Source organism: Staphylococcus sp. EZ-P03 (genome assembly GCF_003344575.1).
Classification (GTDB): domain Bacteria; phylum Bacillota; class Bacilli; order Staphylococcales; family Staphylococcaceae; genus Staphylococcus; species Staphylococcus simulans_B.
Genome location: NZ_QPMO01000024.1, coordinates 49,395 through 64,334 on the forward strand (window position 1 = coordinate 49,395; position 14,940 = coordinate 64,334).

Annotated in this window: 13 protein-coding genes; 6 read left to right on the plus strand and 7 right to left on the minus strand. The window is 38.0% G+C overall.

Features of this window, described 5'->3' with window-relative positions:
- Positions 1–35: 35 nt before the first annotated feature.
- From DVJ99_RS11105 to DVJ99_RS11115, 3 genes are read right to left on the minus strand one after another with little or no spacing between them, the layout of a single operon-like run.
- Positions 36–1,532: a tripartite tricarboxylate transporter permease gene (locus DVJ99_RS11105; protein ID WP_114604252.1), complete on the minus strand. Its 1,497-nt coding sequence runs from the start codon at positions 1,530–1,532 to the stop codon at positions 36–38.
- 16 nt (positions 1,533–1,548) lie between these two features.
- Positions 1,549–1,992, minus strand: a complete 444-nt coding sequence (locus tag DVJ99_RS11110) for a tripartite tricarboxylate transporter TctB family protein (RefSeq protein WP_105993939.1) — start codon at positions 1,990–1,992, stop codon at positions 1,549–1,551.
- A gap of 12 nt (positions 1,993–2,004) precedes the next feature.
- On the minus strand, positions 2,005–2,985 hold the full coding sequence (locus DVJ99_RS11115) for a tripartite tricarboxylate transporter substrate binding protein (protein WP_114604253.1): 981 nt from the start codon (positions 2,983–2,985) through the stop codon (positions 2,005–2,007).
- 331 nt (positions 2,986–3,316) lie between these two features.
- Here DVJ99_RS11115 and DVJ99_RS11120 point away from each other — a divergent pair, with 331 nt between their 5' ends.
- The 3 genes from DVJ99_RS11120 to DVJ99_RS13500 all read left to right on the plus strand — a co-directional run bounded on the left by DVJ99_RS11120 (position 3,317) and on the right by DVJ99_RS13500 (position 7,642).
- Positions 3,317–4,948 (plus strand): BCCT family transporter, encoded by a 1,632-nt coding sequence (locus DVJ99_RS11120; RefSeq protein ID WP_114604254.1) that lies wholly within the window; start codon positions 3,317–3,319, stop codon positions 4,946–4,948.
- Between the two features lie 869 nt (positions 4,949–5,817).
- Positions 5,818–7,275 carry a carbon starvation CstA family protein gene (locus DVJ99_RS11130; RefSeq protein ID WP_114604256.1) on the plus strand — a complete coding sequence of 486 codons (1,458 nt, stop codon included), beginning with the start codon at positions 5,818–5,820 and terminating at the stop codon, positions 7,273–7,275.
- A gap of 262 nt (positions 7,276–7,537) precedes the next feature.
- Positions 7,538–7,642, plus strand: coding sequence for a putative holin-like toxin (locus DVJ99_RS13500; RefSeq protein ID WP_398577362.1), 105 nt, complete (start codon positions 7,538–7,540; stop codon positions 7,640–7,642).
- A 742-nt stretch (positions 7,643–8,384) separates the two neighbouring features.
- Here DVJ99_RS13500 and DVJ99_RS11135 read toward each other — a convergent pair.
- Together DVJ99_RS11135 and trhO are read right to left on the minus strand one after the other, a co-directional pair.
- Entirely contained in the window at positions 8,385–9,629 is a 1,245-nt protein-coding gene (locus DVJ99_RS11135; protein ID WP_114604257.1) for an ammonium transporter, read from the minus strand.
- Between the two features lie 343 nt (positions 9,630–9,972).
- Positions 9,973–10,926: an oxygen-dependent tRNA uridine(34) hydroxylase TrhO gene (gene trhO / locus DVJ99_RS11140; RefSeq protein WP_114604258.1), complete on the minus strand. Its 954-nt coding sequence runs from the start codon at positions 10,924–10,926 to the stop codon at positions 9,973–9,975.
- 262 nt (positions 10,927–11,188) lie between these two features.
- On the opposite strand from trhO, the gene DVJ99_RS11145 reads away from it, so the two are divergent.
- A complete protein-coding gene (locus DVJ99_RS11145; RefSeq protein ID WP_114604259.1) occupies positions 11,189–11,464 on the plus strand; it encodes a GNAT family N-acetyltransferase in 276 nt (91 codons plus the stop codon).
- A gap of 250 nt (positions 11,465–11,714) precedes the next feature.
- Here the strand turns inward: DVJ99_RS11145 and DVJ99_RS13240 are convergent, their stop codons facing one another.
- Positions 11,715–12,176 (minus strand): hypothetical protein, encoded by a 462-nt coding sequence (locus DVJ99_RS13240; RefSeq protein WP_205527064.1) that lies wholly within the window; start codon positions 12,174–12,176, stop codon positions 11,715–11,717.
- Between the two features lie 249 nt (positions 12,177–12,425).
- Here DVJ99_RS13240 and DVJ99_RS11155 point away from each other — a divergent pair, with 249 nt between their 5' ends.
- Positions 12,426–12,707, plus strand: coding sequence for a GNAT family N-acetyltransferase (locus DVJ99_RS11155; RefSeq protein WP_114604260.1), 282 nt, complete (start codon positions 12,426–12,428; stop codon positions 12,705–12,707).
- Positions 12,708–12,802: 95 nt separating this feature from the next.
- Here DVJ99_RS11155 and DVJ99_RS11160 read toward each other — a convergent pair whose 3' ends face one another.
- Entirely contained in the window at positions 12,803–13,345 is a 543-nt protein-coding gene (locus DVJ99_RS11160; protein ID WP_114604261.1) for a recombinase family protein, read from the minus strand.
- Between the two features lie 103 nt (positions 13,346–13,448).
- Here DVJ99_RS11160 and DVJ99_RS11165 point away from each other — a divergent pair, with 103 nt between their 5' ends.
- Positions 13,449–14,906 (plus strand): SulP family inorganic anion transporter, encoded by a 1,458-nt coding sequence (locus DVJ99_RS11165; protein ID WP_114604262.1) that lies wholly within the window; start codon positions 13,449–13,451, stop codon positions 14,904–14,906.
- The last annotated feature ends 34 nt before the right edge of the window (positions 14,907–14,940 follow it).

Sequence of the window (14,940 nt, forward strand, 5' to 3'; positions counted from 1 at the left end):
CAAAAACATCGACCTTTTTACAGGCCGATGTTTTATTATGCCGCTTTCTTCTTGCGTTTCACGAACTTAAGTATCAATGGATAAGTGAGTGAAAGTATGGTCATGATTGTCAGTACGATACTAATCGGTGAACCAAAGAAGATATCGAATATGTTGTTGTTGCTGGTGATTAAACTTTTACGGAAATTTTGTTCCATATCTGATCCGACAATGGCTGCGAGTATTAATGGTGCCATCGGGAAGTCTAACAGTTTTAAGCCTAAGCCGAGTAAACCAAAGACTAATAAGATATAGAAATCTACGACACTGTAACCTAATGTATAAGTTCCTAAGTATGCGAGTACTAAGATAATCGGATACAAGACTTTAGGCGGTGTGCGCAAGATTTTAAGTAATAAACCGATTAAAGCAATGTTGATGATGACTAAGAAGATATTGCCGATGAACATACTGTTGATTAATGTCCAAATGGTTTCTGGTTCGTTCTCAAAGAGAAGCGGTCCTGGTTGGAGTCCTAACATAATGACTGCCCCTAAAATAACAGCGGTTGTACCTGAACCCGGCACGCCCATTGTCAGTAAAGGAATCAAAGCACCGACAGAAGCGGCGTTGTTGGATGCTTCTGGTGCGGCAACACCCTCAATAGCACCTTTACCGAAGTCTTTGCCGTTCTTGTTGACTTGGCGTTCTGTAGAGTAACTTAGCATAGATGCTATAGAACCTCCGGCACCAGGTAAGACACCGATCACAAACCCTAATGGACTTTGTCTTAACATAGTCCACCATGTACGTTTCCAATCTGTTTTAGTCAGTTTCATAGCGCCTAGTTTGGCATCAGGCGGCTTTAAAGCTTCTAGATGCATATAATTGTATAGAACTTCTGCGACCGCATAAACACCGATGATAACGACTAAGAAGTTGATGCCTTCACTCAGGTGAGGAATGTCGAAGGTGAAGCGGTAAACACTTGTCTGTAAATCGACACCTACAGTACTGACCATTAAGCCGATGGCAGTCGCAATAAAACCTTTAACCATCTTACCGATTGAAAGTGACACAATGGTTGAAAGTGTAAATAAGAATAAGACGAAGTATTCTCTTGGCCCAAATTGAAGCGAGAAGTCGGATAATGGTTTGGCGAGAAAGATAAATCCGATAACTGCGACAATCCCGCCGATTAATGATGCTACTGCAGAAATCGTTAATGCTTTACCCGCTTCTCCATTCTTCGTCATCGGATACCCATCAAATGTGGATGCGATTGCGGAACCATCACCCGGTGTATTTAACAAGATGGAACTGCGAGATCCCCCATACATCGCGCCATAATAAATCGCAATCATTAAAATCAAGGCACTTACCGGTTCCATACCGAACGTGACAGGAATCAAGACCGCAACTGCAGTTGCAGGTCCCAACCCCGGCAGCATGCCTACTATTGTCCCTAAGAAACCGCCAATCAATACCCAAAGCAAATTCATGGGGTGAAAGGCAGTTGTGAGACCCTCTAAGAAAGTGTTGATATCTCCCATATTGCTCCCCCTTGTCTTATGGTAAACTCACATCTAATAATTGCGAGAAGGTATACCATGTAATTCCTGAAAATACGAGCGCAACAATAATATTTTGAAGCCAGTGTTTCACCCCATTAATTAAAAACAACACGCCTCCTAAGAAGAGGATAGTCGAAATTAAGAAACCTAAGCGTTCGAATATTAAAGCATAAATAATAATCATCACAATCGTTGCGCCTAAACGAATCAGTGTTTTCTTTTGAAGTAATAAATCGAGAATCTCAAAGTGCTCATGGCGACGTTTATATTCTTGGAAGAAATAAATCACACTCATCACAATGAGCAGCGTCGCAACGAGTAACGGAAAGTACATCGGACTGTTCGGGTCGCCGATACGAGACCGTTGTACATTAAGTGTCAGTACCAGATAAATAATCCCTAATAATGTAAGGAGAATCGGTGGTAAAAGTCGTGCCATACAATGTCCCCCTTAAAATCCAGCATCTTTAATGAGCTGATCATATTTTTTGCGTTGTTCTTTTAAGAACTTTTCAGATTCATAGCTGTCTTTATAGAAATTGTCCCAATCATTGTTTTTGCGTAAATCTTGCCATCCTTTAGAACGGACAACTTTGCGCATAGTCTTATCCCAATAAGCACGTTCTTCTTTTGTCATATCTTTTGTGCCCATGACACCGCGCCAGTGCGGGAAGACCATATCGACGCCTTGTTCTTGCCATGTAGGTACGTCTTTAATCCCTTTGATACGTTTCTCTGATGAAACTGCCAACATTTTGAGTTTATGTACTTGATGCTGCTCTTTTACTTCTGAAACTGCAGTAGAAGCTACATCGACATGTCCTCCTAGCAATGCTGTCTGTAAATCTCCGCCGCTTTTATAGACGAGGAAGTCTAATTGATCGACATCCACACCATATTGTTTAGCGGCTTGTACGAAAGCAAGATGGTCATTGTTGCCAAGACCTGGTGCGACACCGATGGTTAAGGATTTCGGATCCTTCTTCAGCTTGTCCATGACTTCTTTACCAGAATTCAAATTGGATTTATTAGAAGCTGTTAAGCTGATCCATTCTGTTGCTAATATAGCAATCGGTGTGAAATCATCTTCACTTAAGTCGCTGAGCCCTAGTTCTTTGTTTGAAAGCAATAAACTAGAGTTGATTGCGATGGTATTCGGAGAACGAGATTTTAAATATTGCCAACCGACTTCACCGCCTCCGCCAGGTTTATTAATCACAGTGATGTTTTGTTTTGTCAGATTTTCATCTAACATGACTTTTTGAATCGCACGAGCTGTTGTATCCCAACCGCCGCCAGGCGATGCTGGCGCAACAATCTCTACTGTTTGATTCGGAAAGTCTTTAGAAGCAGACTGCTTTTCATCTTCTTGCTTGCCGCAGCTTGCTAAAAGTACTGTCAAAATTAACACGAAGCACCCCAATCTTCGCATAAAAATCCCCCTTTGTTTAAAAATATTCAATTTTCTAATAATTTATCACAATTTTCAAAAATCAACAATAAAGCATAGATGTTTTTAATATATAAATCTTAAAGAGGATAATTATAGAAATAGATATAAACTGAGAAGGGGAATAATAACCGTTGCTACAATACTGATTAGTGTTAATAAGCAATGTGCTAATAATTCCTTTTAAACATTCATGTAATCAATTAAATAATAGTCAAAATATTTTTAATGACGAATTGTGATTATCTTCTGTTTGTGTTTTAATTAAACAAACGCTTGTTTGAGCAAGCGGGAAGGGGATTTATAATTCAACATGAAAACCAGGAAAGAAAAACATAGAAATATAGTTTATTTCACTTCGGTAGGTATTATCCTGCTAGCAACATTGGTTGCGGGAATTTTCCCAAAACTCTTCGGTAAATATGCACAAAGTACGTATGACGTGATTGCAGGGACATTCGGCTGGCTCTTCTTAGTCATTATCGTTGTACTGGATATCTTCTTAATTTCGTTAGCCGTATCACGTTTCGGACGTTTCAAACTTGGCGCAGATGATTCTGAACCGGAATTCTCATTCATGTCTTGGATCGGGATGTTATTCTCAGCAGGACTGGGTGTCGGTATTGTCTTCTGGGGTGTCGCAGAACCTTTAACACACTTCTTGCATTCGCCATTCCCAGGAACAGTGAAAGATCAGTCAGAAGAATCCGCACGTTTAGCCATGGGCTATACATTCTTCCACTGGGGTATCTCTCAATGGTCGATTTTCGCTATGGCAGGTTTAGTAGTGGCTTACTTCCAATTCCGTAAAAAGCGTAACGGATTAATTTCAACAGCGATGGAACCGGTATTCGGTGAAGCGTATCCTAGACCTGTTCGTAATCTGATTGATATTTTAGCGATTATCGCAACAGTAATGGGGATTGCGACATCAATCGGTTTAGGTATTATGCAAATCAGCGGTGGTTTGCATCATGTATTTAATGTACCGAATACAAACGTAACCAAAGTTGCGATTACAGTATTAATGGTATGTATCTTCCTAGGTTCAGCTTTAACCGGTCTAAACCGCGGTGTGAAATGGTTAAGTAATATTAATATCGGCCTTGGTGCTATTTTATTAATCTTTATCTTAATCTTCGGAGACTTAAAATTCGTATTAGAGTCTTATACATTAGCTATCGGTGATTACTTACGTCACTTTATTGAATACAGTTTACGTGTGAATCCATATTCAGGAGAGAACGGATGGGTTCAAAAATGGACAGTCTTCTATTGGGCATGGGTAATTGCGTGGTCGCCGTTTATCGGTGGTTTCGTTGCACGTGTATCAAGAGGACGTACTATTCGTGAATTCGTTATCGGCGTATTAATCATTCCGCCATTAATTTCATTTACATGGATTGCAGGTTTCGGCGGTACTGCACTTAAGATTGCATTAACGCAAAATACTGGAATTGAAAAGATTGTAGACAAAGACTACTCAGTCGCATTGTTCGAGTTGTTAAAACAATTCCCAATCTCAGACATTACAAGTATTTTAGCAATCGCACTTATCTTCATCTTTATCGTCACAAGTGCCGACTCTACGACACATATTGTCGCAAGTATGGCTACGGGCGGTGTAGATAATCCGAATATAAAAGACAAAGTTATTTGGGGTCTGCTTATCGGTGCTATCTCAGTCACAATGACAATTGCGGGCGGACTGACAAGTCTGCAGACTGCATCACTTGTGACAGGCTTGCCATTCTCGATCATTCTGATACTCATGATTGTGTCTATCATGCGTGCATTGCGCAGAGAACACACGAAACACTTCCAAATGTCTTATATCGATGACGATACAGACTACTCTATTCCATTAGAGAAGCGTGAAAAAGAAATCGAGAAAGAAGAAGCAGAAGCAGCCAACGACACAAAAACCAATGATAAAGAACAATAAATTGTGAAATCGTATAAATAGACTGAATGCCTCGTATCTCAAACGGTACGAGGCATTTTTATCAGGTGTTTTAAGGTTTATTTCGATAGCAATATACAATATAGCCAGTGATAATCAAGAGCAATGTAAAAGCAGAAGGTAATAGATGTATGATTGCTTGTCCAAGACTTTCGTGCTCAATAAATATGCGATCCATTAACATAATTATGATAAATATAATGATTCCGATGACTACATTGTAAACGGGTTTCTGTTTAACAATACAATAGACTGTATATGCGAGAATCAGAACAATAAAGAAGATAGTTAATAAGGAAAAATACATGATGTCTTCAGCCTTTCTTAAAAAATGATAAATAGTAGTAAATAATGATTTCTTTCATTATTTAAGTTAACATAAAAATGAAAGGAAAAGCAGTAGATATAAAATAGATTAAATATACTATAAATAGAGAGAAGGGGAATCATAATGAAAGTGTTGAGAATTATCCTTGTGATTCTTAGTACATATTTGATTATAGGCGGTGTGGTTCAATTTATAAATTCTGATTTTAAAATAGCACATATCAGCATAGGCAATATCAATAGCGTAGTTACTACGGTAGTCGTTGTACTGTTGGTAGTGATGAATGTCGTCCGAATATTAATATCTAAGGATGATAAAAATAACAAGTAAGATAAAGGGTGTTTTGTTAATTAAAAAGGCAATTATTAAGAGTGATCGCTATAAGCTGTATCACTCTTATAACTGTTACCTATTTCACAATCTTGTGACAACTTGAAAAATGTGGTTCAATTAAGAAAACGCTTTCACAAAGTTGACACATCTAGAATCGCATCTGAAAGAGAAATAAAAGGGGGATTGTGGAATGGTTACTTTTATTGTTTCAATCATTTTATTGATTGTAGGTTATTTCACTTATGGGAAGTATATTGACAAGATGTTCGGTCCTAAAGAGGCAAGACCGACACCTGCACATCATCAGCGTGATAATGTGGACTATTTACCGATGAAGACATCATCCAACTCCTTGATTCAATTACTGAATATTGCAGGGGTGGGACCTATCTTCGGTCCGATTATGGGGGCATTATACGGACCAGTCGCATTCTTATGGATTGTCTTAGGATGTATCTTTGCAGGAGCGGTACATGATTATTTAACGGGTATGATTTCTATTCGAAATAAAGGGGCACATTTACCGGAACTTGCGAGTAAATTCTTAGGCAAGGTAATGAAACACTTCGTCAATGTCTTCTCGATTTTATTATTACTACTCACAGGGACAGTTTTCGTTACAAGTCCAGCCTTATTATTACATAATTTAATGGATGGACGTATTGCGTTAGGCATCATTATCTTCGTGATCTTCGTATACTATATTCTATCTACGATTTTACCGATTGATAAAATTATTGGTCGTATTTATCCGATTTTCGGCGCCTTATTATTAATCAGTGCCATCGGCATGGGCTTTCGTTTAATCCAAACAGGCGCACATATTCCTGAATTAAGCTTGCAGAATATGCATCCGGATGGTGCACCGATATTCCCATTATTGTTCTTCACAATTACATGCGGTGCATTATCAGGCTTCCACGCGACACAAACACCGATTATTTCACGTACGACAAACAATGAAAAGAACGGTCGTTTTATCTTCTACGGCATGATGGTCGCAGAAGGTGTCATTGCGATGATTTGGGCAGCTGCGGGTATGAGTTTGTTCAATGGTTATGAAGGATTACAAAGTGTATTAGCACAAGGTGAAGCAGCATTAGTAGTAAGTAAAGTTTCTCACTTATTGCTAGGATCAGTACTAGGTACAATTGCGGTATTAGGTGTGATTGTATTACCTATTACTAGTGGTGATACATCATTTAGAAGTGCACGAATGATTATCGCAGACTACTTGAAGGTTAATCAGCGTTCATTATGGAAACGTATTATGGTTGCGGCGCCATTATTCGTAGTTAGTTTCGCATTGACACGTATTGATTTCACTATCTTATGGCGCTACTTCTCGTGGGCTAACCAAACAACTGCGGTTGTTGCTTTATGGGTAGGAGCGATGTATCTATTGCTTGCGAAGAAGAACTTCTGGGTTGCGGCAGTACCTGCTACATTCATGACTTGGAATATCTTTGTATATATTTTAAGTCAGAAAATCGGCTTCGGTTTAGATTTAACATTAAGTTATTATCTCGGAGCGGTACTGACTCTATTATGGGTCGCATACTTTATTTACCAATATAAGAAAGTGACATCCGAAGTAAAATTTGAACTTGATCATCATATTTCAAATCAGCATACACAAGTCGTATAAATAATCACCCCGCTTCTTAAAGAAAGAGGCGGGGTGACACTATATGACCAAGTAGTTTTAATTTTTGTAAAAAATGTTATTCTTTTGCATACAAACTCTATGTAATTGAGAATAAAAACATAAAATTTTCCTATGTCTTAATGTAAAATGACTGTTCATAACTTATAATGAAAAAATGAGAAAGTTGAATAGATGGTGGCAAATCTGATGAGAAGGAGGTGGTGCCTATGGGACCGCTGAATTCGAAAGAAAGGTTTGTAATATGAGTGTATTTGAAGCTATTAGCCTCATGATCATGTTCTGTGAACTGCAGTTCGTAATCGTGACGTTCATTATTTCATATATCTCAAAAAACGAAAAAAAATAACCCATCTAATCAATTTTGACTGAGTTAGATGGGTAAAAGCATTTAAAAATGTCACCGTCTTTTTAACGGTCTCAAGCGTCGTGTTGGTGCACGGCGCTATTTTTAATACAAAAGTATTATCCCATGAAATAGATTAAAAGTATAGTGAGAAGATAAAAGGATTTAAAATCTTTAGAAAATAAGCGTTGATAAAATGACGAGAAAATAAGTTGAATGAGCATATTAGAAGCAATCAGTTTAAAGATAATAATCTGTGAAGTGCAGTTCGTAATCGTAACGTCCATTATTTCATTGGGCTTAAAAAATAAAAAACCCCATCTAATCAATTTTGACAGGATTTAGATGGGGAAAACTTGTAATTAATGTCACCGTCATTTTAAAGATCTCAAGCGTCGTGTTAGAGCACGGCGCTCTATTAATACAAATGAGTGTATTTGAAACGATTAGCCTCATGATAATATTCTGTGAATGACAGTTCATAATTGTGATGTTTATTAATTCATTCATCTCAAAAAAGACAAAAAACAACTCATCTAATCAATTTTGACTGCGTTAGATGGGTAAACCTATTAAAACAATGTCACCGTCTTTTTAACGGTCTCAAGCGTCGTGTATGCGCACGCTGCCTGTAACATGAAAATATTATCGCATAAAATAATTAAAAAGTATAGTGTGTTATCTATAAAAATTTAAAGTTTTTAAATTCTATCTCTGACAAAATAGCGAGGTGAAGAACTAAACCTTATAATCTGTGATTCAATTTGTTAAGCTCACCATAGAAATAAGCACGTTCCCCATGTTGTATATAATCCAGACCTACTTCTTCTTCATCTTCTGTTGTGCCTAATTCACTAAAGCGGCCAATAATCTTAGCAATAAGGAAGGTCATGATACCACTGAAGAGCAGTGTCACAGCGACTGCGATGAACTGTACAACAACTGCATACCAATTGCCTCCTAACAGCAGACCATCCGCAATTTTAGAATTGATTTGATGGGATTGAAAGACACCTGTCAATAAAGCGCCGATAATTCCGCCGATACCATGTAAACCAAAAGCATCTAAAGCGTCGTTGTAGTTGAGCTTGACCTTAATATAATTAATGGTGAAGAAACAACCTATACCACCGATACCAGATAAGATTAATGCACTGATTAAATGGACATATCCCGCAGCAGGCGTAATGGTAACAAGTCCTGCCAACACACCTGATAACATACCCACTAAGCTGGTTGTACGTTTAGTGAGGTATTCCATTGCCATCCAAGAAAGCGCACCTGCACTTGCGCCGAGTACTGTGTTAACGAACGCAGTCATCGCAATTGCATTGAATGTGTATGCACTGCCTGCATTAAATCCATACCAGCCCAGCCAAACCATGATGGCGCCGATTAAACTAATAACAAGATTGTGCGGCGGTCTTTTATCAAAGGTGCGTCCTGCGCCAATCATCATAGCTAATACAAGTCCGGAAACACCAGATGAAATATGTACAACCGTACCGCCTGCATAATCAATTGCGCCAAGACGATCAATCCAACCGCCGCCCCATACCCAATGTGCGACAGGACTATATACCACAATGACCCAAACAAAGACAAAAATGAGGTAAGGGAAAAACTTCATCTTCTCAGAAATCGAACCAGATAAGATTGAAACAGCAATCGTACAAAACATAAGTTGGAAAATCATAAATAAAGCAAAAGGAATATGCGGTGAAAGTTCCGATTGTGTTGAAAAGCCGACATGCTGCGCAAAGAAATATTGAAGTCCGCCGATCCATGATGTTCCTGGCGCAAAACTAAGTGTAAAACCTAATACAATCCAAGCAACAGTCACCACCACAATGGCAGCCATACTTTGCATTATCGTATCTAAAACGTTTTTAGACTGCACTAACCCTCCATAAAATAAACTCAACCCAGGTGTCATTAACCACACTAAAAGCGTACATAAGAAAATAAATAAAGTATCGTTGATATTCATGATGTCTTCACTCCTTAAAAAGAGCATAGCGTGTCACACTTTAAAGTACAAAAATAGGTGAGAAAAACTGACATAATAGGTAAGAAAATATAACATGGCAGTCTAGCGGAGTGTCTTAAAAAATTAGAAAGGGCAGAAGAATTGTTGCTCTTTTAGTTATTAAAAAAATACCCAGTCAATCAATCATTAAAAAATAAAATCCTCAAACAGTTAAGCATACGTTTGGGTCGAGTAGGCACACACCTCCGAATAACTGCAAAAATATGCTAGGGTAAAATCAGAGGTTTATGGTAAAAAAAGAGGCAAGGACTTTTGAATTTGTCCTTGCCTCATCTTTAATTTCTTATTGTGTGACTAATGCATCAAAGTTTTTAAGACGTCTTTCTTTTTCCTCATCGCTGATGTTGTGTTTTGCGACATAGCGATTACGTTCGTGCTGTGCACATTCTTTACAGCAAGCACCTAAATAACGGTGTTCGTTTTCTTCTGAAACTAAGATTTGTTTATTGCAGTCAGGGTCGCTGCAATTGATATAACGTTCGCATGGTGTACCGTCGAACCATTCTTTGCCGATGACTGTTTTTTCTACTTGGTTGACGTCTACACTGATACGTTCGTCAAAGACGTACATTTTACCGTCCCATAATTCGCCTTGTGTTTCTGGATCTTTACCGTAAGTTGCGATACCGCCTTCTAATTGTGCTACATCTTCAAAGCCTTCTTTAAGCAAGAAGCCTGAGAATTTTTCACAGCGGATACCGCCGGTACAATAAGTGACAATTTTTTTGTCCATGAACATGTCTTTGTTTTCTTTGATCCAATCTGGCAAGTCACGAAAACGTGTAATGTTCGGACGTACTGCACCGCGGAAATGGCCTAAGTCGAATTCATAATCATTACGTGCATCAATAACGATTGTATCATCGTCTTGTAATGCTTCTCTGAATTCAACCGGAGATAAATATTTACCTGTTGTTTCGCGCGGGTCAATATCATTTTCTAAGTCCAGTGCAACAATTTCTTTTCTTGGGCGTACATGCATTTTCTTGAATGCATGGCCTTCTGCTTCATCAATCTTGAATGTAATATCTTTGAAGCGTTCATCTGCACGCATATGTGCAATATAAGCATCCGTATCTTCTTTTGTGCCTGAAAGTGTACCGTTGATACCTTCAGTAGACACTAGAATACGGCCTTTTAAATTATGTGCTTTGCAGAAGTCTAAATGTTCTGCCGCATAAGTTTCTGGGTCATCAATAGTGACATATTTATAATATAATAATACTCTATAATCCATAATATGATACTCCTCAATCTTTCTATCTATTTCTCATTATAAAGGAAAAAGCCAAGACATAAATGATGCATAAGACCTATTTTTCTCTCACGAGTTTCATTTTTCCACTATGATAGCTTAACAAATAATTGTAAATATGCAATAAGTTCGTTTCGAAAATTAAAATATATATGCCTAATTAACCCTTTAAGCATAATCCGATTGGTTTCACACTTAACCGGGTATAATAAATATATGAACAACTTTAAATGAGGTGAATAAGATGGCTGAAATTAAACACAATAATAATAGATTCTATGTAGGCGATGAATCTAAACCAACTGCAGAAATGGATTATACTCCAAATGGTGATGTAATGGTTATTACGCATACAGGTGTAGATCCAAGTTTAAGAGGTCAAGGCGTAGGCAACCAGTTAGTTCAAGCAGGTGTAAAATACGCAAGAGAAAACAACATGAAAATCGACGCAAAATGCTGGTTTGCGAAGAAACTCATTGAAGATAATCCAAATGATAAAGACTTATTAGTCGAAGAATAAATTTGATAGTCAGTATGATAGGCAAACATTTTTAATAGGTGTTTGCCTATTTTTAATGGGTTATATCAAGGAATTAAAGAGTGCCGGGGGTGTCTAGGATGTTTGATAAAACCTTGTATAACAAGTACTCGTAGTATTACCTGGGAAATAACATGGCAGTCTAAAATGAAGTGTCTTTAAGGTAGAGTGTATACTGTCGAGGAAGCTGCAGGCAATAGAAAACGCACACCTTGAAGATGTGCGTTAACTGTTATTTATGGCTGTTATCTTGATTTTGATTTGAGCTTTGTGCAGGCGGTGCCTGTTGCGGTTTTGCTTGTTCAGGTTTAGCCGGCTCAGGTTTTGGTTCTGGTTTAGGCTGTGGTTTCTCTTCAGCTTTTTCTTCTTGTTTCGGCTCTGAATTTGAGTCAGGTTGTGCTTTAGGTTGCGGTGCAGGTGCTTGGTAAACAGGTTGTTGCTGAGGCTGCTCATAGTGCACCTGTTCTTGTGCTGCTGTATCTTGCTGATTGTCGTTTTGTTCTTCTTTTTTCTTATGTTCTTTTTCTGGCTGCTTTTTATGTTCTTTCTTATCTTTGTTTTCAAAGTATTTAGCCGCATCGATATTACTGCTGTGTTTATATTTATCATAAGCGATCATACCGCATATGATGATTGCGGTGATTAATAGCGCTGTTATTACTACTGCTGCGATTCTCTTGAAAGCTTGTAACATAACTGATTGTCTCCCTATATCTATAGTTTACTCTTGATGCATGGTGTAGAGCTACATGTTAATTTTATAGAATTGTTCAAGGTATTTCCACCTTTTTATATGTTCTTTAGAATGAGGTGTCAGATATAAAAGGTTTGAGAAATATATTTGCGTGTAAAATGAATAAAGAATGAAAAGGTGTGATGTTTAGAAATAGTACTAAGTGGTATAGTTTTTATATCAAACAATTCATAAAGTGAGGTTGATACAATGGCAGAAGTAAAACATGGCAATAACAAGTTCTATGTAGGAGATTCTGAAGCACAACCCGATGCAGAAATGACATATGTACCGACAGGAGAAGACAAAATTATTATTGACCATACAGGTGTAGGCGAAAGCATGCAAGGCCAAGGTGTCGGGAAACAATTAGTAGAAGCAGGCGTTAATTGGGCACGTGAAAATAACGTGAAGATTTTAGCGACTTGCCCATTTGCTAAGAAAGTCTTAGAAGAAACACCTGAATATCATGATGTATTGATTAAACACTAGACTGAAGGGTGTCTTAAAAGCTTATCATAACAACCTTTCGACTTATATTTATAATAAAGCAGCGCCCTAGTTTTTGAAGCTTAGGACGCTGCTTTTTAACGGTCTAAATGTCTGTATAAAGTTGCTCGGCTGATATTGGTTTTAGCTTTGATTTCATCAAGTGTATATTTTTTCGACATGTACATTTCAATCGCATCTTTCAAGTTTTGATCATTACGTTTTGGACGTCCAGGCGACTTGCCTTCTCTAACATATTTTTCGATACCGAGACGTGTTCTGAACTTAACGACATCGCTTTGAAATTGGGTTAAATATTTTAAATGCGTATGGAAATTTTGATGAGTATTGCCTGTAAGTACTTGATCAAGATTAATAACATACAAGGAGATGTGCTGTTTTTCAAGCAAGTCTAAAATATCTAAAAGCTGACGTGTTGAATCTGCCAGGATACACAAGTCAGTGACATACAATGTATCGTTTGGTTTGAGTGTAGTATGCAGCAGTTCATCTAATACAATGCGCTTTTTAGCTTCAGCATGCTTTTCCTCTAAGAGTTTATCGGTATAATTTTGGATTTTTTGACGTTGTACGGTACATGTATCATTGATTTCTACAGGACGGAGATAGCCGTATTTCATTATATTCACCTAACTTATAGTCAATTAGTTTCAAAAAGGGATAGAAATATGAAACTTTTCTGTTATACTTGCTTAGTAGTATTTCACGTAAAGGAGATTCATTATGTTTGAGACATTTAAAACAGAATGGCTGCAGCAGCCTGGCAAGAACTTTATGGCCGGCTTAGTTGTTGCTTTGGCATTAATACCTGAAGCGATTGCCTTTTCAATTATCGCAGGTGTCGATCCGATGGTCGGCTTATATGCTGCGTTTATTATTGCGACTGTTACGGCAATTGCAGGCGGACGTCCAGCCATGATTTCCGGCGCTACAGGTGCTGTTGCCTTAGTTGTTACACCTTTAGTACGCGACCATGGTTTAGAGTATCTATTAGCAGCCACTATCTTAATGGGGCTGATTCAATTTATTTTAGGTGTACTTAAAATCGGACGCTTGATGAAGTTTATTCCGCGTTCTGTCATGATAGGTTTCGTAAATGCTTTAGGTATCATGATCTTCATGTCTCAACTTGAACATATCTTTGGTATTTCGATTCATACTTATATCTACGTTATTGTAACACTTCTCATGGTATATATCATTCCGTTGTTTAAGCGTATCCGCATACCCGCACCGCTGATTGCGATTGTCGTATTGACTGCGATTTATATGATATTTGGGTCTGATGTGAGAACGGTAGGAGATTTAGGCAATATTCAACAGAAATTACCGCATTTCTTAATTCCTGATGTGCCTTATAATTTAGAAACTTTACGAATTATTTTCCCTTATGCGCTCTCAATGGCGATTGTAGGGTTAGTAGAAAGCTTATTAACAGCTAAAATTGTAGATGACTATACAGATACGTACTCTAACAAGAATAAAGAGTCCAGAGGCCAAGGGATTGCGAACATCATCACAGGATTATTTGGCGGTATGGGCGGTTGTGCAATGATTGGACAATCTGGTATCAACGTACGTTCTGGTGCCAACAGTCGTCTTTCTACACTGACTGCAGGAGTCATGCTGATGTTCATGATTATGGTCTTAGGGGATATTGTAGTTAAAATTCCAATGCCCATTTTAGCAGGTATTATGGTGATGGTTTCAGTAGGTACAGTCGATTGGGGCTCTTTCAAATATATTAAGAATGCTCCGAAAACAGACGCTGTTGTAATGCTGTTGACCGTTATCATCGTCTTATTTACGCACAATCTTGCGATTGGTGTAGTTGTCGGGGTTGTCTTCAGTGCTTTATTCTTTGCTGCGAAGATATCCCAAGTGGACGTGCAGCAACATCAGCAAGGCGATCATGTACAGCTGGCAATTAATGGACAAATCTTCTTTGTTTCGATTGATAGTCTGATGGGACAAATCGATTTGAATCAGCATCATAAGACAATCACGATAGATTTAAGCCGAGCACACTTATGGGACGATTCTGCAGTAGTTGCGATTGACAATCTCGTAAATAAACTTAAGCACAAACAGAATCATGTAACAGTGGTAGGGTTAAATGCACAGAGTCATAAAATCATTAAAGAACTCAGCCAATTAAATCACAATCATTTTAAAGTCTGAAGCGCTTTGCTTCAGGCTTTTTCTGTGCGCATAA